At 74.3% G+C, this 16,968-nt stretch carries 20 protein-coding genes; 7 read left to right on the forward strand and 13 right to left on the reverse strand.

The genetic code is table 11. From position 1 onward, the window contains the following. Nucleotides 1-2: 2 nt before the first annotated feature. The 5 genes from BLP29_RS05445 to BLP29_RS05465 all read right to left on the reverse strand — a co-directional run bounded on the left by BLP29_RS05445 (nucleotide 3) and on the right by BLP29_RS05465 (nucleotide 5,539). Nucleotides 3-746: a response regulator transcription factor gene (locus BLP29_RS05445; protein ID WP_092801022.1), complete on the reverse strand. Its 744-nt coding sequence runs from the start codon at nucleotides 744-746 to the stop codon at nucleotides 3-5. A 226-nt stretch (nucleotides 747-972) separates the two neighbouring features. Then, nucleotides 973-1,503 (reverse strand): hypothetical protein, encoded by a 531-nt coding sequence (locus BLP29_RS21210; RefSeq protein ID WP_092801025.1) that lies wholly within the window; start codon nucleotides 1,501-1,503, stop codon nucleotides 973-975. A gap of 25 nt (nucleotides 1,504-1,528) precedes the next feature. After that, a complete protein-coding gene (locus BLP29_RS05455) occupies nucleotides 1,529-1,948 on the reverse strand; it encodes a hypothetical protein (protein WP_092801028.1) in 420 nt (139 codons plus the stop codon). A 186-nt stretch (nucleotides 1,949-2,134) separates the two neighbouring features. Continuing rightward, the gene (locus tag BLP29_RS05460) at nucleotides 2,135-3,826 is read right to left on the reverse strand and encodes a glycoside hydrolase family 13 protein (protein ID WP_243469720.1); all 1,692 of its coding nucleotides are present in this window, start codon (nucleotides 3,824-3,826) and stop codon (nucleotides 2,135-2,137) included. Nucleotides 3,827-4,123: 297 nt separating this feature from the next. Next, nucleotides 4,124-5,539: an amidase gene (locus tag BLP29_RS05465; RefSeq protein ID WP_092801031.1), complete on the reverse strand. Its 1,416-nt coding sequence runs from the start codon at nucleotides 5,537-5,539 to the stop codon at nucleotides 4,124-4,126. Nucleotides 5,540-5,605: 66 nt separating this feature from the next. Here BLP29_RS05465 and BLP29_RS05470 point away from each other — a divergent pair, with 66 nt between their 5' ends. Further along, nucleotides 5,606-6,094, forward strand: coding sequence for a GNAT family N-acetyltransferase (locus BLP29_RS05470; RefSeq protein WP_092801034.1), 489 nt, complete (start codon nucleotides 5,606-5,608; stop codon nucleotides 6,092-6,094). Between the two features lie 105 nt (nucleotides 6,095-6,199). Beyond that, on the forward strand, nucleotides 6,200-7,240 hold the full coding sequence (locus BLP29_RS05475; protein WP_279385435.1) for an NAD(P)-dependent alcohol dehydrogenase: 1,041 nt from the start codon (nucleotides 6,200-6,202) through the stop codon (nucleotides 7,238-7,240). Nucleotides 7,241-7,289: 49 nt separating this feature from the next. On the opposite strand, the gene BLP29_RS05480 is transcribed toward BLP29_RS05475, so the two are convergent. From BLP29_RS05480 to BLP29_RS05490, 3 genes are all read right to left on the reverse strand, one after another. Continuing rightward, nucleotides 7,290-7,610, reverse strand: a complete 321-nt coding sequence (locus tag BLP29_RS05480; RefSeq protein WP_092801040.1) for a putative quinol monooxygenase — start codon at nucleotides 7,608-7,610, stop codon at nucleotides 7,290-7,292. Between the two features lie 64 nt (nucleotides 7,611-7,674). Then, a complete protein-coding gene (gene yaaA / locus BLP29_RS05485; protein ID WP_092801043.1) occupies nucleotides 7,675-8,424 on the reverse strand; it encodes a peroxide stress protein YaaA in 750 nt (249 codons plus the stop codon). 11 nt (nucleotides 8,425-8,435) lie between these two features. Further along, on the reverse strand, nucleotides 8,436-9,518 hold the full coding sequence (locus BLP29_RS05490) for an SPL family radical SAM protein (protein WP_092802874.1): 1,083 nt from the start codon (nucleotides 9,516-9,518) through the stop codon (nucleotides 8,436-8,438). A gap of 90 nt (nucleotides 9,519-9,608) precedes the next feature. Here BLP29_RS05490 and BLP29_RS05495 point away from each other — a divergent pair, with 90 nt between their 5' ends. Further along, on the forward strand, nucleotides 9,609-10,022 hold the full coding sequence (locus BLP29_RS05495) for a hypothetical protein (protein WP_092801046.1): 414 nt from the start codon (nucleotides 9,609-9,611) through the stop codon (nucleotides 10,020-10,022). Between the two features lies 1 nt (nucleotide 10,023). Here BLP29_RS05495 and BLP29_RS05500 read toward each other — a convergent pair whose 3' ends face one another. Continuing rightward, entirely contained in the window at nucleotides 10,024-10,374 is a 351-nt protein-coding gene (locus tag BLP29_RS05500; RefSeq protein WP_165839303.1) for a TetR-like C-terminal domain-containing protein, read from the reverse strand. A 61-nt stretch (nucleotides 10,375-10,435) separates the two neighbouring features. On the opposite strand from BLP29_RS05500, the gene BLP29_RS05505 reads away from it, so the two are divergent. Beyond that, the gene (locus BLP29_RS05505) at nucleotides 10,436-10,627 is read left to right on the forward strand and encodes a hypothetical protein (RefSeq protein ID WP_092801052.1); all 192 of its coding nucleotides are present in this window, start codon (nucleotides 10,436-10,438) and stop codon (nucleotides 10,625-10,627) included. A gap of 21 nt (nucleotides 10,628-10,648) precedes the next feature. On the opposite strand, the gene BLP29_RS05510 is transcribed toward BLP29_RS05505, so the two are convergent. Continuing rightward, nucleotides 10,649-11,446: an exodeoxyribonuclease III gene (locus BLP29_RS05510; protein WP_092801055.1), complete on the reverse strand. Its 798-nt coding sequence runs from the start codon at nucleotides 11,444-11,446 to the stop codon at nucleotides 10,649-10,651. A gap of 77 nt (nucleotides 11,447-11,523) precedes the next feature. Then, nucleotides 11,524-12,486 carry an acyl-ACP desaturase gene (locus BLP29_RS05515; RefSeq protein ID WP_092801058.1) on the reverse strand — a complete coding sequence of 321 codons (963 nt, stop codon included), beginning with the start codon at nucleotides 12,484-12,486 and terminating at the stop codon, nucleotides 11,524-11,526. A 98-nt stretch (nucleotides 12,487-12,584) separates the two neighbouring features. On the opposite strand from BLP29_RS05515, the gene BLP29_RS05520 reads away from it, so the two are divergent. The 3 genes from BLP29_RS05520 to BLP29_RS05530 all read left to right on the forward strand — a co-directional run bounded on the left by BLP29_RS05520 (nucleotide 12,585) and on the right by BLP29_RS05530 (nucleotide 16,094). After that, on the forward strand, nucleotides 12,585-13,139 hold the full coding sequence (locus BLP29_RS05520) for a GNAT family N-acetyltransferase (protein ID WP_092801061.1): 555 nt from the start codon (nucleotides 12,585-12,587) through the stop codon (nucleotides 13,137-13,139). Nucleotides 13,140-13,303: 164 nt separating this feature from the next. After that, a complete protein-coding gene (locus BLP29_RS05525; RefSeq protein ID WP_243469721.1) occupies nucleotides 13,304-15,187 on the forward strand; it encodes an LCP family protein in 1,884 nt (627 codons plus the stop codon). Nucleotides 15,188-15,263: 76 nt separating this feature from the next. Beyond that, nucleotides 15,264-16,094, forward strand: coding sequence for a hypothetical protein (locus BLP29_RS05530; protein WP_133379044.1), 831 nt, complete (start codon nucleotides 15,264-15,266; stop codon nucleotides 16,092-16,094). A 31-nt stretch (nucleotides 16,095-16,125) separates the two neighbouring features. Here BLP29_RS05530 and BLP29_RS05535 read toward each other — a convergent pair whose 3' ends face one another. Together BLP29_RS05535 and BLP29_RS05540 are read right to left on the reverse strand one after the other, a co-directional pair. Further along, nucleotides 16,126-16,602 (reverse strand): type II toxin-antitoxin system RatA family toxin, encoded by a 477-nt coding sequence (locus tag BLP29_RS05535; protein ID WP_092801067.1) that lies wholly within the window; start codon nucleotides 16,600-16,602, stop codon nucleotides 16,126-16,128. Between the two features lie 3 nt (nucleotides 16,603-16,605). Continuing rightward, a complete protein-coding gene (locus tag BLP29_RS05540) occupies nucleotides 16,606-16,908 on the reverse strand; it encodes a PTS lactose transporter subunit IIB (RefSeq protein ID WP_092801070.1) in 303 nt (100 codons plus the stop codon). Nucleotides 16,909-16,968 lie beyond the last annotated feature (60 nt).

The raw sequence follows: 16,968 nt of genomic DNA on the forward strand, positions 1-16,968 counted from the left end.
GCTCAGGCGGCGAGCCGGTACCCGACGCCGCGGACGGTGCGGATCGGGGGCTGCTCCAGCCCCGCCGCAGCAAGCTTGCGGCGCAGGTTGGACATGTGCGCCTCGACCAGCCGCAGGTGGCCCTCCCAGTCGCTGCCCCAGACCTCCCGCAGCAGCGTGCGGCGCTGCAGCACCCGGCCCGGGCGGCTCGCCAGAGCGTGCAGCAGGTCGAACTCGGTGCGTGTCAGCGGCACGACCTCGCCGCGCACCCGCACCTCGCGGGCACCGTCGTCGACCTCCAGGTCGGCCAGCACGGTGCGGGCGCTGGGCACCCGGACGGTGACGCGGTCGGCGACCGTCGCGCCGGGCACCGCGGGGGTTGGGCTCGTGACCGGCCCCGTCACCGGGCGGCGCAGGAACGCCTGCACCCGGGCGGCCAGTTCGCGGGGGGAGAACGGCACGGCCATGTAGCCGTCGGCACCGGCGGCCAGCCCGACCAGGACGTCGACCTCGTCGGCGTGGGTGCTGACCATGAGCACATAGGCGTGGGTGCGGCTGCGCAGTTCGCGGCACAGCTCGGTGCCGTCGGCGTCGGGCAGCCCGCGGTCGAGCACGATCACGTCGGGCTGCACCGCCCCCACCTCGGCCAGGCACTCCCGGGCGGTGCCGACCGCCCGCACGCCCAGTCCCACCCCGGCGAGGGTGGTGCTGACCAGGGCCCGCACCTCGGGGACGTCCTCGACCACGAGCACCGATCCGCGCGTCACCGCACGGCCCTCCGGGGAGCCGAGGTCGGGTCCAGGTCGGGTGAGCGGGGCACGGCGTCCTCCCGGTGGTCGGCGGCGCCGCGACCGGCGTCGGTGGTCCACCCACTCCAACGACCGTTCCGGACCGCCGCGCGATCTCCGGGCACTTATCACCCGGTCGTGTTCCAGAACAGTTCCGGCCGGTGCAACGGGACCTCGCGGTGACCGTGCGTGACCAGGACCCGGGTCAGCGCCGGCGGGACACCTGGACCAGCCCGAGGACGACGGTGGCGACCGCGGTGCAGCCGGCGAGCAGGAACAGGACCCCGCCCACCGCGAGCGACGCGTCGCGGTCATCGACGAGGGACTGCCCGAACTGGAGGAGGAGCTGCACCCCGACCAGCCCCACCATGCCGGCCCCCACGAGCAGCAGGCCGAGGCCCGCGCGCCGGGCGCGCTGCAGCACGGCCCCGACCGCCAGCAGCACCGCGGCGGCCAGCGGGACCAGACCGGTGGCCTGGAAACGGCTGGACTCGCCGAAGTTCTGCAGCAGCAGCCCGTACGTACCGACGCCGTCGTAGTCGTTCAACGGCAGCACGGTGCCGGCGAACGCCAGGACGGCGGTGACCAGGCCGAGGACGAGCAGGGGAGTGCTGCCCGGCGTGGGCGGGGGACCGGTGGGTGTGCCCCACGACGCCGGTGGCTGCTGCCCCCAGGGCTGGCCCCCCGGCTGCTGTCCCCACGGTTGCTGGCCCCAGGGCTGCTGCGGCTGGTTCACGATCCCTCCTCCTGGTCCGAGCCGGTCACGACGCCCGTGCCAGCCGCGACAGCCGCACCAGCCCCACCACGACGAGGGCCACGGCGCTCGCGCCCGCCAGCATGAGCAGCACCCCGCCCACGGCCGTGCTCGTGGCCGCGCCGAAGCCGTCGACCAGCACCTGCAGGCGGCCCACCATCTGCCCCAGCCCCACCTCGGCGGCCATCCCGCCGCCGACCAGCAGCAGTCCGGTACCGACCCGGGCCCGCGACCGCTGCACCAGCGCACCGGCGACGAGCAGACCGGCCGCGACCAGCAGCGCCAGCCCGCCGGCCAGGAAGTACGTGCTGTCGCCCAGCTCCTGGAGCAGGGGACCGTAGGACCCGTTGTCGTCGGGGAGGGTCACCGACGGCAGCACGGTGCCCAGCGCGAGCAGCACGGCGGTGACCAGGCCCAGCACCAGCATCGCGGTGCTGCCCCCGCCCGGGCGGGCCGCTGGAGCGCCCCAGGGGGCCGGCCCGGGGTGCGGCCCCCACGGTGGCTGGGGTGCGGGCTGGTGGGGTCCGTACGGCGACGGGCCCGGCTGCGAGCCGGGTCCGTTCCAGGACTGGTGCGGGTCGCTCACGCCGGACATCCTGACGGGCCCGGTCGCTCAGCGCAGCCGGAGCACACGGGCGTCCCACGGCCCCAGGACGGCGGGGTCGAAGTCCGGGCGGTGGTCGCGGTTGCCCAGCACCAGCTCGGCGCCGACCGCCTCGGGGAGCAGCTCGCCCAGGCGGTACGGGGTGGCCGACACGTTGCAGACCACGAGCAGGGTCTCGTCCTCCGTCGTCCGGGTGCAGGCGTACACGTGCTCGTGGTCGGGCAGCAGCATCGCGAAGCGGCCCAGCTGGAGCGTGCGGTTGGCGTGCCGCAGGGCGATGAGCGCCCGGTGGTGGGCCAGCACCGAGTGCGGGTCCTCGCGCTGGGCGGCGACGTTCCACTCGACGTGGTCGGGGTTGACCGCGATCCAGGGCTCGCCGGTGGTGAAGCCGGCGTGCGCGGTGGCGTCCCACTGCACCGGGGTGCGGGCGTTGTCCCGGCTGGCCGGGCGCAGGGCGGCCAGCACCTCGTCGGGGTCCGCACCGCGGGCGGTGGCCTCGGCGGCGTGGTTCAGCGACTCGATGTCCCGGAAGTCGCGCACCGACCCCCACGTCGAGTTGGCCATGCCGATCTCCTCGCCCTGGTAGACGTAGGGCGTGCCGCGGTGGCCGTGCAGCAGGGTGGCCAGGCAGGTGGCCGAGTCGCGGCGGTGCGCGGGGGAGTCGTCGCCGAACCGGGACACCGCGCGCGGCTGGTCGTGGTTGTCCCAGTAGAGGGAGTTCCACCCGACGTCGGCCAGGCCCTCCTGCCACCGGCCGAACGAGGCCTTGAGGTCGGTCAGCCGCAGCGGCCGGGGGTCCCACTTGTCGGCGCCGTGGTCGAGCCCCACGTGCTCGAACTGGAAGACCATGTCCAGCTCGGCGCGGGCCGGGTCGGTCACCTGGCGGGCCTGGTCGACCGTCACGCCGGGCATCTCGCCGACGGTGATGAGCTGGGCGTCGCGCCCGGCGAACACTTCGCGGTGCATCTCGGCCAGGAACTCGTGCAACCGCGGTCCGAACAGGTAGGACGCCGACCCGTCGGTCCACGGCGACCCCGGGATCGGCGGGCCGTCGGCGAGGTCGGGGTGCTTGCTGATCATGTTGATGACGTCCATGCGGAAGCCGTCGACCCCGCGGTCGAGCCACCACCGCATCATCTCGTGCACCGCGGCCCGGACCTCGGGGTTCTCCCAGTTCAGGTCGGGCTGCTTGCGGCTGAACAGGTGCAGGTAGTACTGCCCGGTGGTCTCGTCGAGCTCCCAGGTGGGGCCGGAGAAGAACGACTGCCAGCTCGTGGGTTCGGGGTGCTCGCCGTCGCGGGGGTCGCGCCACCAGTACCAGTCGCGCTTCGGGTTGGTGGTGCTCGAGCGGCTCTCGACGAACCACGGGTGCTCGTCGCTGGTGTGGTTGACCACCAGGTCCATCACGATCCTGATGCCCCGCTCGTGCGCCTCGGCGATCAGCGCGTCGAGGTCGGCGAGGGTGCCGAACACCGGGTCGACGTCGCGGTAGTCGCTGATGTCGTAGCCGTTGTCGTCCTGGGGCGAGCGGTACACCGGCGACAGCCAGACGACGTCGACGCCCAGGTCGGTGAGGTGGTCCAGCTTGCCGCGGATGCCGTTGAGGTCGCCGATGCCGTCGCCGTCGGAGTCGGCGAACGAGCGTGGGTAGACCTGGTAGACGACGGCGGCGGTCCACCACGGCGGGTTCGCTGGGATCACTCCGCCATCCTGCCGGTCGATCGGCCCGTCGACCCGGTCAGGACGGCCACCGAGGGGTACCGGCGCCGGCTGCCCGCACTCCGCGCAGTGGCCAACCGCCCCCGCGCGCAGTGCGCGACGCCCGCGCACCCACGCGGCGCGGCCGGCTGGGTCCGCAGCACGGGCGCGCACTGCGTGGTGGGTGTGCGCCCGCGCGCCCCGTGCCGTGGGGTGACCCGCGTGGGCGCGCACTGCGTGGTGGGTGCGCGCCCAGCGTGGGCGCACCGGGTGCCGGGTGCGCCGCAGCGCGGCGGCGGGTCAGCCCAGGTCGGGGCGGCGCAGCCCGTGGCCGGTGGCCTGCTCGAAGGCGTGGCCGACCTCGAGCACCCGGCGGTCGGCCCGCGGCGCGGCGATGACCTGCAGGCCCACCGGCAGGCCGTCGGGGGTGAAGCCGCCGGGCACGCTCAGCGCGGGGCAGCCGGTCGCGCTGATCAGCGTGCAGGAGCGCATCCAGGCCAGGTAGTCCTCGAACTCGGTGCCGGCGACCGAGGTCGGGTACTCCTGCTCGACGGGGAAGGGCAGCACCTGGGTGACCGGGGCCAGCAGCACGTCGTAGCGGGTGAAGAACTCGACCACCCGCTCGTACAGCTTGGTGTGGGCGACCTCGGCGCGGCCGACGTCCGCACCCGTCAGCCCCGCACCGACGGCCGCGTTCCACTTGATGGTGTCCTTGACCAGCTCGGGGGAGCGGCGCACGGCGTCGCCGAACGAGGCCTCGAACAGCCAGGCGCGCAGCACGCCGAAGGCCTCGTCGGCGCCGGTGAGGTCGGGGCAGTCCTCGACCACGGTGGCACCGAGGTCGGTGAACACCGACAGCTGGGCCTCCAGCACCGCGGTGATGGCCGGGTCGACCGGCACCCGGCCGCCGAGGTCGGGGGTCCAGGCCACGCGCAGGCCGGCCAGCTCGGTGGGCAGCGGCGCGGCGAACAGCGCTCCGGGGTCGCCCAGCGAGATGGGCACCCGCGGGTCGGGCCCGGCCAGCACCGAGAGGCCCAGCGCGACGTCGGACACCGTGCGGGCCATCGGGCCCTGCACCGACAGCTGCGACCAGCCGATCGCCGTCGGGTGCGAGGGCACCCGGCCCGGCGTCGGGCGCAGGCCGACGACGTTGCAGAACGCCGCCGGGTTGCGCAGCGAACCGCCCATGTCGCTGCCCTCGGCCAGCGGCACGAAGCCGGCGGCCAGCGCCGCGGCTGCGCCCCCGGAGGACCCGCCGGCGCTCAACCCGTGCCGGTACGGGTTGTGGGTGGCCCCGAAGAGGGTGTTGAACGTGTGCGAGCCGGCGGCGAACTCGGGCACGTTGGTCTTGCCGACCCGGATCGCCCCGGCCGCCTTGAGCCGGGCCACGACCAGCTCGTCGTGCGCGGGCACGGTGTCGCGGTGCAGCGGCGAGCCCCAGGTGGTGCGCATGCCGCCGGTCTGGTGCGTGTCCTTGTGCGCCACCGGGACGCCGTGCAGCGGGCCGACCACCTCGCCGGCGGCCAGGCGCGCGTCGGCGTCGTCGGCGGCGGCGCGGGCGGCGTCGTCGTCCCGGGTCACGATGGCGTTGATCTGCCCGTCGTGGGCGTCGATGCGGGCCAGGTGGGCCTCGAGCACCTCGCGCGCGCTGACCTCGCGCGTGCGGATCAGCTCGGCCAGCTCGGTCGCGGGACGGGTGCACAGCTCGTCGGTCACGCGAGGACCGTAGCGCGGAAAGTACCTCAGCGGTGAGACATCTTCGGACGACGTCAGACTGGCCCGGTGACCGTGCGCCCCGCCACCCCGGCCGACGTCCCCGCGCTCACCGCCGTCTACGGCCACCACGTCGAGCACACGCTGGCCACCTTCGACCTGGTGCCGCCCACCGAGGCCGACCGCGCCGCCTGGCTGGCCGCGCACCCCGGGGGCCGGCACCGCGTGCTGGTCGTCGAGCGGGACGGCGCGGTGGTCGGGTTCGCGGCCAGCGGCCCGTTCCGCGCCCGGCCGGCCTACGACGCCACCGTCGAGACGAGCATCTACCTGGCCCCGACCGCCACCGGCCAGGGCCTGGGCCGGGTGCTGTACGGAGGGCTGTTCGACGCGCTGGCGGGGGAGGGGTTGCACCGGGCGGTGGCGGTGATCGCGCAGCCCAACCCGGCGTCCGAGGCCCTGCACCGCGCGTTCGGCTTCAGCCACGTCGGCACGTTCGAGGAGGTCGGCCGCAAGTTCGACCGCTGGGTCGACGTGGCCTGGTTCCAGAAGGAGCTGTGACCCAGGTCGCCACATGCATCGTGTGCAATGCATCGGGGTGCGGGTAGGGGAGACGGGCGCCGCGATCCGGCGCCACCCCCACGTCCCGAACCCGAGGAGACCCCTGTGCCCACGACCGTGACCGCCCGGGCCACCGCCTCCGCCGGTGGCAAGTTCGAGCGCACCACCATCGAGCGCCGCGACGTCCGCCCGCACGACGTCCGCATCGAGATCGCCTACGCCGGCATCTGCCACTCCGACATCCACACCGCCCGCGACGAGTGGGGTGCCGCCAACTACCCGCTGGTGCCCGGCCACGAGATCGCCGGCACCGTCGCCGAGGTCGGCGCCGAGGTGACCAAGTACTCCGTGGGCGACCGGGTCGGCGTCGGCTGCTTCGTCGACTCGTGCCGCGAGTGCGAGAACTGCAAGGCCGGCGAGGAGCAGTACTGCCTCAACGGCGAGACCGGCACCTACGGCGGCATGCAGGACGGCAAGCCCACCGACGGCGGCTACTCCGAGCAGATCGTCGTCGACGAGAACTACGTGCTGGGCATTCCCGAGGGCATCGACCTGTCCGCCGCGGCCCCGCTGCTGTGCGCCGGCATCACCCTGTACTCCCCGCTCAAGCACTGGGGTGCCGGCCCGGGCAAGAAGGTCGCCATCGTCGGCCTCGGCGGGCTGGGCCACATGGGCGTCAAGATCGCGGCCGCCCTGGGCGCGGAGGTCACCGTGCTGTCGCAGTCGCTGAAGAAGCAGGAGGACGGCCTCCGCTTCGGCGCGCAGCACTACTACGCCACCAGCGACGAGAGCACCTTCGAGACGCTCAAGGGCGAGTTCGACCTGATCGTCAACACCGTCTCGGCCAACCTCGACCTCGACGCCTACCTGGGCATGCTCCGGGTCAACGGCACCCTGGTCGAGGTCGGCGCCCCCGAGCAGCCGATGACCGAGGCCGCCTTCTCGCTGATCCAGAACCGGCGCTCGCTGGCCGGCTCGAAGATCGGCGGCATCCGCGAGACCCAGGAGATGCTGGACTTCTGCGCCGAGCACCACCTGGGTGCCGACGTCGAGGTCATCGGCGGCGACCAGATCGACGAGGCCTACGAGCGGGTCGTGGCCTCCGACGTCCGGTACCGCTTCGTCATCGACACCGCGAAGCTCTGACCTGCTCACGCGTGCCCCCGACCCGTCCGGGTCGGGGGCACGCGTGCGTTCAGGAGACGGTGAACTCGCCCAGGTCGTCCCAGTGGTCGCCCTCGATGAGCATGTTGCGCACCTTCGGGGTGCGCACGAGGTACTGCGGCAGCTCGGCCTGGGCCTTCTTGAAGTGGTCGGCGGTGACGTGCGCCTCGGCGGCGTCGTCGGCGAAGCCCTCCACGACGATGTACTCGTTCGGGTCCTCGACGTTGCGGGCCCAGTCGAAGAAGAGGTTGCCGGGCTCGGCCCGGGTGGCCTCGGTGAACTCCCGCGAGAGCTCGGGCCACTGCTCGGCGTACTCGGGCTTCACCGGGAAACGGACGCAGATGAAGATCATGCGCCCAGTCTGCGGCGATCCGCCGCGCTCCGCTCCCGGGTGGCTGTCTCGATCTGCGACAGGGTCAGGCGGGGACGACGAGAGTCAGCGCGCTCGACCCGCGCTGACGTTCCACGTGGAACCCGCCCCGCCGGAGCAACCCCACCAGGGCGGTGGCGTCGGCCGGTTCGGCGCGGCTGGTGACCAGGTGGCGGGCCAGCCGGCCCTTGTGCGCCTTGTTGAAGTGGCTGACCACGGCACGGGTCCCGTCGGCCCGCTCGCTCAGCACGTCGACGGTCACCGCGCCCGGCACCGGCGCGAGCGCCTGGTAGCCGCCCGACCGCAGGTCGACGACGAGGCCGTCGTGCCCGGCCAGCACGGGAGTCAGGACCGGCTTCCAGAGCGTGCGCAGGGTGGGCAGCCCGGGCAGCTGCGACCCCGACGACAGCCGGTAGGCCGGGATCGGGTCGCCGGCCCGGACGACGCCGAACAGTGCCGACCCCACCGCCAGCCGCGCGTCGGCCTTCGCCCGCTGCGCCCTCGTCAGCGTGCGCACGTCGAGGGCGTCGTAGAGCACCCCGGTGTAGCGCTCGATGGCCGGCAGGGTGGGGGAGCTGCGCAGCGCCGCGTTGCGGGCCACCTCGTCGTCCTGCTTCGCCGAGATGCCGAGCGCGGCCCGGGACGCCGGGACGTCGGCGGCCAGCGCGACCACCGCGTCGACCAGCTGCGACCGCACGTCGGTCAGCGCGTCGGCGGCGGTCAGCGCGGCGAGGTCCAGCGGCGCACCGGATCCCCCCGCGTGCTTGGTCTCCGAGGGCGGCAGCAGCACGAGCACGAGGAGCGAGGCTACGTCCAGTACAGGAAGCGGGCACCGGGCAGGCGTTCGGCGACCGCGTCGGTGAACCAGCCGCGCAGCTCGGCCATCACGGGCTTGGGGTAGACGTGCTTGACCGCGCCGAACTTGCCGCGCTTCTGGGCGCGCAGGTCCTCGTCCATCTCGAGCTTCGTGCGCGGGTACCAGTCCAGCAGCGTGGCCTTGCTGCCCGGGGTGAACCGGTGGGTGATGCACTCGACCGTCAGGTCCGCCCCGGCGGGCAGCACGGCGGCGACCGAGTCGAACAGCTCGCCGTACTCGGTGCGCCAGTCCTCCACCGGCATGATCGGCGCGACCGTGAGCCCGACCGGGTAGCCCGCCTCGGCCACCCGGCCGAGTGCTGCGACCCGCGCCGGCACCGGGGAGGTCGCGCCCTCGAACCGCCGGCCGACGGTCGCGGCGTTGACGGAGAAGCGCAGCCGGGTGCGGCCGCGGTGGGGGAGCTCGAGCAGTGGCTCGACGTCGTCGAACTTGGTGGTCGCCCGCAGCTGCACCGGACCCGGCCACTCGTGGGTGCCGAAGAAGGTGACCGCCTCGGCCAGCCCGCCGGTCAGGTGCTCGATGGCCAGCGGGTCGGTGTAGCAGGAGGCCTCGAACGTCGTCCCCTCGTGGCCGCGCTCCGCGGTGCCCGAGGTGACCGCGCCCCGGCCCACGTACCCGTCGAGGGAGGCCAGGACGTCGGGCAGGTCGGCGAACACCCGGGTGATCGGCGGCCCGCTCAGCGACCCGGCCAGGTAGCAGTACTGGCAGTGCGCGGGGCAGCCCTCGGCCAGGTCGAAGCGCCAGTCCGCCGACGGCGGGATCGGCTGCAGCTTCCGCTTCGACGGCGCGCCCACCACGACGGCGAGGGTGTCCTTGGCGGCCATGAAGGCGGCGCGGTCGCCGTCCCCGCGCAGGTTGGGCAGCCGGTCGCCGGTCAGCACCCGGACGTCGGCCACCCCGGCGGCCTGCACCCGCTCGAGCACGCGCCGGCCGTAGGGCAGCTGCGCGGCGGAGCGCGTGACCAGGACGCGGGACGGCGTCCAGACGCGGGTGGGGGCGGTGGTCGGTGTCATCACCGGGGAGAACCCCGCGGGGTGGGGGCTCGCTTCCCCGGTCGGGTGCGTCGGCTTGACGGCGGGCCGGGTGCTGGGGATCGTCGGGCCATGACGGTGCCGGCGGTCACGCGGATGGGTTCGTGGGTGCTGGACCGGCGCGGTCAGGGGCGCGGGGTGCGCATCACCCGGCACCCCGAGCTGCACGCGATCAACCTCAGCATCTGGCGCGACAGCGTGTGCGCGGGCACGGTCCACCTGACCCCGGCCGACGCCGCCGAGGTGGTGCAGGCGATCACCGTGCAGCTGGCCGAGCTCGCCCGGCCGGCACCGCCGGTGCGGTCGACCGACCGGGTCGACGAGCTGGAGGCCCGCATCGCCGAGCTCGAGCAGCAGGCGCTTCCCCGCCGGGGGGTGTGGCGCCGCGTGCTGGACACCCTGGTCGACGTCAGCGCTGCGCAGCCGTTCGGTCGCTCGACCCCGACGCCCCCCGGACCCACTGGTCCGCTGTCGGTCGTCTGCTGACTCAGCGCCGGGCGGCACCGTCCAGCAGCAGGTCCACCACGGCGGCCACCCGGTCCTCCGCCAGCGCCCGGCCGCGCCACAGCAGCGGGTAGTAGGCCGCTCCGGCCACGAGGTCCAACAGGGTGTCGGCGTCCACGTCGTCCCGCAGCTCACCGCGCTCGCGGGCCTGCGCGATCCACCGGTGGCCCTCGGCCCTCACGTCGGCGAGCGCGTCGCCGAACGCCTCGTCGATCCGCTCATCACCGGCCGCCGCGGCCAGCAGCTCGGTCGCCGCCCGGCGCACCCCGGGCTCGGCGGTGCCGCGGGCGGTCCGGCTCAGCGTGGCCACCAGGAACTCCCGCAGCGAGGTCACCGGCGGCAGGGGGCGGGGCCCGGGCTCGGTTCGGAGGACAGCGAGCAGGACGTCCTCCACCGTGGCGTACCGGCGCACCAGTGCCGGCAGGCTCACCTCGGCGAAGGTCGTCTACGGCGAGCGCGAGCTCAGCACCACGCTGGACGACGGCACGGTCGTCGCCGTCGTCGTGCACTCGGGGATGCACGGCGAGGCCACGCGGGTGCAGCTGCGGCAGCCCGACGGTTCCTTCACCGACCTGCGGGCCAGCTGACCCCCGCGTGCGCCGCCGGCGTCAGTCGGCGAGGTCGACGAGCACCGGGGCGTGGTCGCTGGCGCCCTTGCCCTTGCGCTCCTGGCGGTCGATCTCGGCGCCGGTGACCCGGGCGGCCAGCGCGGGGGAGCAGAGCGCGAAGTCGATGCGCATGCCCTCGCGGCGGGGGAAGCGCAGCTGGGTGTAGTCCCAGTACGTGTACTCGCCGGGGGTGTGCGGACGCACGACGTCGGCGTAGCCGGCCTCCACCACCGCGGCGAAGGCGGCGCGCTCGGGCGGGCTCACGTGGGTCGAGTGCGCGAAGACGGCCATGTCCCAGACGTCGCCGTCCTCGGGGGCGATGTTCCAGTCGCCGGTCAGCGCGATCTGGGCCTGTGGGTCGGCGGCCAGCCAGCCGGCCGCGTTCTCCCGCAGCGCGTCGAGCCACTCGAGCTTGTAGGCCAGGTGCGGGTCGCCCAGCTGCCGGCCGTTGGGCACGTACAGCGACCACATCCGGACGCCGCCGCAGGTGGCGCCGATCGCCCGGGCCTCGGGCGCGGGGTCTACGCCCTCCTTGCTCGACCACGAGGGCATGCCCTCGAACCCGACCTGCACGTCCTCGATTCCCACGCGGGAGATCACCGCGACGCCGTTCCACTGGTTGAGCCCGACGTGGGCGACCTCGTAGCCGATGGCCTCGAAGGGCATGTGCGGGAACTGGTCGTCGCGGCACTTGGTCTCCTGGATCGCCAGGACGTCGACCCCGCTGCGCTCGAGGAACGCGGTCACCCGGTCGACCCGGGTGCGGACGGAGTTCACGTTCCAGGTCGCCAGGCGCACGCCCCGACCCTAGAAGAAGGACCTGCCTCCTCCCCACGCCGGGCTCCGCCCACCGCGGGCCCCTGGGGGCAGGCCGGTCAGGCCTGGGACAGGGGAGCGATCGCCTCGTCGGCGCGGGCCTGCAGGCGGGCGCGCATGCGGTCGCGGGACTCGACGAACTTCGTCGCCTGGGCATCGAGGCCGGCCATGAACTGCGCCAGCTCCTCGCGCGCCTGCTCGCCCTCGGGGCCGAAGCCGGTGCGCTCGAACACCTTCCAGTGCCGCAGCACCGGGGCGACGACGTCGTCGTGGTGCAGCCGCAGGTCGTAGATGCCGGCCTTGGCGATGATCGTCGAGTTCTTGCGGAACCCGGCCATGGTGGCGCCGGGCATCTCGAAGTGCATGACCTCGTTCGCGATGGCCCGCATGGTCTCGTCGGGGGCGATCTCCAGCGCCGCCGCGACGATGTTGCGGTAGAAGACCATGTGCAGGTTCTCGTCCTTGGCGATGCGGGCGAGCATCTGGTCGGCGATCGGGTCGTTCGTCGCCTTGCCGGTGTTCCGGTGGCTGACCCGGGTGGCCAGCTCCTGGAACGACACGTAGGCCACCGCCTCGAGCGGGGTCTTGTCCCCGGAGTCGTAGCCCGAGGTCATGTAGTCCATCCGGGCCCGCTCGAGCTCGACCGGGTCGACCCCGCGGGTGACCACGAGGTAGTCGCGGATGGCGATGCCGTGCCGGTTCTCCTCGGCGGTCCAGCGACCCACCCAGGTGCCCCAGGCGCCGTCGCGGCTGAACCGGGTGGCGATCTCGCGGTGGTAGCTGGGGAGGTTGTCCTCGGTCAGCAGGTTCGTGATCATCGCGGCCTTGGCCGTCTCGTCGAGCCGGGACTGCTCGGGGGCCCAGTCCTCACCGCCGAGGAAGGCGAAGTCGCGCCCCTCGGACCACGGCACGTAGTCGTGCGGATGCCACTCGGCGGCCATCTTCTCGTGCCGGTTCAGGTTCTCCTCGACGACCGGCTCGAGCTCCTTCAGCAGGGCGGTCGTGGCGGGCGTCTGGGACACGGTGCACCTCCGGGGAGCGGACCTGGGAGGTCGACGCTACGCGCCCGGGGACGACGCCGATCGTTGCGAGCGGTTCGCAAGAGCTAGCCTGCTGCACGATGCTGGCAACGAGCTCGACCCTCACGGTGCGCCCGGCCGCGCCCGACGACGTCCCCGCGGCCCTGGCGCTGATGATGCGCGTGCTCGACGAGGACCTCGGCTACGGCTTCCGGCCCGAGTGGCACGGCGACCTCGCCGACCTCGCGGCCGCCTACCTGTGCACCCCGGGCCAAGCACTCTTCCTCGCCCACGACGCCGACGGCACCCTGCTGGGCACCACGGCGATCAAGGTCGGCGGGCCGCGCAGCCCGCAGGTGCTGGTCGACCACTACGCGGGCCGCCCGGTCTGCCAGCTGGCCCGGGTCTGGGTGCTGCGCGAGCACCGTCGCCGCGGTGCGGCCCGGGCGCTGGTCGCCGCCGCGACCCGGTGGGCGGTCACCGAGGGGGGCCACGCCGTCGTCTGCCTGCACACCGACGCCGCGGTCGACGGCGCCGAGGCGTTCTGGCGCTCGATGCCCGTGCGCGAGGTGCTCGACGAGCGCGTGCCCGGCGAGGCCATGCAGACCATCCACTTCGAGGTGGACGTCGAGGCGGTGCTCACCTCGGGTCGCTGACGCTGCGTCAGGGGCCGGTCCTGCTGGGTCGGCCCCGGCCGCGTGTCGCCGGCGCGGAGTACCGCGAACGGGGGAGTCCTCCTGCGCGCGCCGGGTGCGGCCCGCCGGCGGTGCGATCATGGGTTGATGCGCAGGCGGGGGAAGACCATGTCGAGAGGGGGCTCGTGACCGACCGACCCGACCCCCGCGAGCCCGACGACCGCACGACCCGCATCCCCCGCGCCGACGCGGCCCCGGTGCTGCCGCCGGTCCCCGGCGGTCCCGGATCGGCCGCCGAACCGCGCCGCCGCCGCCGTGCGGAGGGGGGCACGGACCCCGAGCTCGCCGCCCGCGCGCGAGCCGCCGCCGGCCTGCCGCCGGTCGCTCCGACGCCGTCGACGCAGACCCGTCGTCCCTCCGCCGAGCAGGACGCGACGACCCGGCTGGCCCCCGTCCCCGCCGCGAGCCGGGAGGAGGACGCCGCCCGCGGCGAGCAGGTCGCCGGCCGCCGCGAGGAAGCCTCCGCCCGCCGCGAGGACGCCGGCCCGGTGGCCTCCGGGCCCGGGCGGGCGCGCAGCTTCCGCCGCGCTGCCGGGCTGACCGTCCTGGGCGCCGTCGTCCCCGGGGCCGGGCTGCTGGCCGCCGGTTGGCGACGCACGGGTGTCGCCGTCCTCGCCGTGTTCGTCGTGCTGCTGGGCGGGCTGGTCTGGCTGGCCACGGCCGGGCAGCGCACGGCCGTGCGGGCCGCGGTGTCCCCGCAGGTGCTGCTCGGCGTCATGGTCGGCGTCGGCGTGCTCGCGCTGCTGTGGATCGCCGTGGTGGTGCTCGGCTACCGGCTGCTGGTCCCCCGTCGGCTGTCCCCGCTGCAGCGGGGGGCCGGCGGCCTGCTCGTGCTGGCCCTCGTGGCCGGCGTCGCCACCCCGGCCGTGGCCGCCGTGCGGCTGGCCGACGCGCAGCGCGACCTGGTCGACACCGTCTTCGCCGACGGCGAGAGCGCCACGGTGCAGGAGCCGGCCGACCCGGTGAACCCCTTCGGCGACAAGGAGCGGGTCAACGTCCTGCTGCTGGGCGGCGACGGCGGCGAGGGCCGCGACGGCGTGCGCACCGACACCGTGATCGTGGCCAGCATCGAGACCGCGACCGGCGCCACCACCCTCTTCAGCCTGCCGCGCAACCTCGAGGACCTCCCCTTCCCGGCCGGCACCCGGCTGGCCGAGCTGTTCCCCGACGGCTTCGACGCCGGCGAGGAGAGCGAGAGCCTGCTCAACGCGGTCTACCGCAACGGCCCGGCCCTCTACCCCGACGCGCTCGGTGCCCCCAGCGACAACCCGGGTGCCGACTGGCTCAAGCTCGGCGTCGGCGAGGCCCTGGGCCTGCCCATCGACTACTACGTGCTGGTCAACCTCGACGGGTTCAGCCAGCTGGTGGACGCCCTCGGCGGCATCACGGTGAACGTCAACTACTACGTGCCGGTGGGCGGGGAGCCCTCGATCGGCACGCTGCCCGACGCATACATCGCACCCGGGCCGGACCAGGAGATGGACGGCGCCACCGCGCTCGCCTTCGCCCGCGGCCGTTTCGGGCTGACCGACTACCAGCGCATGGACCGTCAGCGCTGCGTGCTCGACGCCATCGTCGCCGCGGCCGACCCGGTCACCCTGCTCACCCGGTACCAGCAACTGGCGGCCACCACCTCCGACATCGTCAGCACCGACGTGCCGCAGGCGGTGCTCGACGACTTCGTCGACCTCGCGTTCCTGGTCAAGGACGCCGGCATCCGCAGCGTCGTGTTCGACGACACCGTCATCACCCCGGCCTACCCGGACTACGACGCGGTGCGGGCACTGGTGCAGCAGGCCCTGGGCGCCGCCCCGGCCAGCGCGCCGGCCAGCGGTGCCCCGTCGTCCTCGGCGGCGCCCACCACGGCGGCCCCGACGACGACCGCCCCCACCTCGGGTGCGCCGGCCAGCAGCAGCGCGCCGGTGGCCGACGTCGCCGACGCGTGCGCCTACGACCCGGTCGCCGCGCAGGCCGCAATCGACGCCGGGGAACCCCCGACCAAGCGCTGAGCAGCCGCTCTGCGGGGCGTGCCGCGAGGTCGTGTCGGCGGGCCGCCGGGCGTACGAGGTGCACCATGATCGGGCGGTGCACTGGACGAGAACGTTCCGCTCGGCCCCGCCGTTCGTGGGAGCCCTCCTGCTCGGGGCCCTGGCCCTGCTCGACTTCGTGGCCCCGACCGGCCGGTGGTGGGCCGAGCACCCCATGTCCGCGGCCGGGCTCACGGCCCTCGTGGGCTTCGCTGCGGCCGGGTTCTTCCTCGACGGGTGGCTGCAGGAGCGCGAAGCCCGCCGGCTGAAGCGGGTGTCCACCGTCGCCTACCGCTCCCTGGCGCAGTTCGTGAACGACGCCGGCCGCCATGTCGTCGGCCCGGTGAGCGGAGCCGACCTGTCGGCGTTGGGCATACCCGGGGCTGCGCCCGAGGACGTCGTCCGGTTCAGGGGCCGCCTGCGCGATCACGGCCTCGCGGTCGAGTTCAGGGAGCTCAGCGGATCGTGGTCGGCTTCGGCGGACGAGGTCGACGACCGGCTCGCGGTCCTCCTGGGCGACACCGGATTCGTGCAGGACCTGTTCCTCGCCGTCGCCAGGTCCCGCCGTCGGTTGCAGGAGGGCACCGCGCTGTGGGCCCCGGTCATGCTCACCTCGCGCAACTGCGCGGACGACCTCGGCCGACTCCAGGAGGTCACCGACGAGCTGGAGCTGTTGCAGGAACGCCTCCGTGCGAGCGGGCTGGTCGGTCTCGTCCCGCTCGTCGACCTGCGAACGGTCGAGTGGGCCCACGACGTCCGGGCCCAGTACCTCACGACGATCCGGTGCTACGAACGGCTGCGGGACGACTTCGCCCGGCTCTCCGCGCTGCCGAGCGATGCCGTCGTCCGGCGGCGGAGCAGGCTGCCGGTGGAGGTGCCAGCAGCCTGACGGGACGCCGGGGGCTGGCCGCCCGGGGAGCTCAGGGCTCGTCGACGGCGGCCAGCACCACCGGGTCGGCGCACCCGGCCGCGAAGCCCGCGATGCGCCGGCGGATGTCGCGGCCCAGCACGACCTGGCCGGTCCGCTCGACCAACGGCGCCGCCCAGCGGGGCCGGCAGCGGAACACGTAGCGCCAGACCGCGCGGGTGCCACCGCCGGGCGCGGGGGTGAAGCGCCAGCTGCCGGCGAAGACCTCGAAGAACCACGGGCCCTCGGTCATCCGCATGCCGACGTGGGAGCCGGGGGACCAGCTCACGTACTCGCTGACCATGCGCAGGCGGTGCCGGGAGGTCGTCGCCGTCCGCACCCCCCTGCCCGGCGCGGTCGCGCCGTCGAGGAAGTGCTGTTCGCGGACGAACGGGTCCCACCGGTAGCGGGTGGCACCGGTGGTCTGGGAGACCGCGAAGGCGGTCCCCGGGTCGAGCGGGACGACCACCTCGGCGGTCACCTGCGCCACGGGTCAGCCCTGGATCGGGGCCCCGGAGTTGATGGCCTCGACCAGGTCGGCGACGGCGGGGTCGCCGATCACGCGGTCGTAGGCGATGACCGGTCGGCCGCCGGCGGTCTCGCGCACCCGGTCGGCCAGCTTGTCGTGGGTGAGGACGACGTCGGCGTCGGCCGGGATGGCGTCGACCGGGCTGTGCTCGACCACCACGCCGTCCAGGCGCTTGCGCAGCTGCACGCTCATCAGGACGCTGCTGGCCATCCCGGCGTCGCAGGCGATGACGAGCTTGCGGACGGTGGTTCCCTCGATCGTGGGCATGGCGGTGCGAACTCCTAGTGGTGGATGAGGTCCCATTCTCCACCGCATCGGCAACTGTGA

This window comes from Klenkia marina, from assembly GCF_900101025.1.
In the GTDB taxonomy this organism is placed as follows: domain Bacteria; phylum Actinomycetota; class Actinomycetes; order Mycobacteriales; family Geodermatophilaceae; genus Klenkia; species Klenkia marina.

What these genes read in the sequence shown, in the direction of transcription:
- BLP29_RS05455 (WP_092801028.1), bottom strand. Translation starts at nt 1,948, where the DNA reads ATGCTGGTGCTGGGCCTGGTCACCGCCGTGCTGCTCGCGCTGGGCACC.
- BLP29_RS05480 (WP_092801040.1), bottom strand. Translation starts at nt 7,610, where the DNA reads ATGATCTTCATCTGCGTCCGTTTCCCGGTGAAGCCCGAGTACGCCGAG.
- BLP29_RS05490 (WP_092802874.1), bottom strand. Translation starts at nt 9,518, where the DNA reads ATGACACCGACCACCGCCCCCACCCGCGTCTGGACGCCGTCCCGCGTC.
- BLP29_RS05495 (WP_092801046.1), top strand. Translation starts at nt 9,609, where the DNA reads ATGACGGTGCCGGCGGTCACGCGGATGGGTTCGTGGGTGCTGGACCGG.
- BLP29_RS05520 (WP_092801061.1), top strand. Translation starts at nt 12,585, where the DNA reads ATGCTGGCAACGAGCTCGACCCTCACGGTGCGCCCGGCCGCGCCCGAC.
- BLP29_RS05540 (WP_092801070.1), bottom strand. Translation starts at nt 16,908, where the DNA reads ATGCCCACGATCGAGGGAACCACCGTCCGCAAGCTCGTCATCGCCTGC.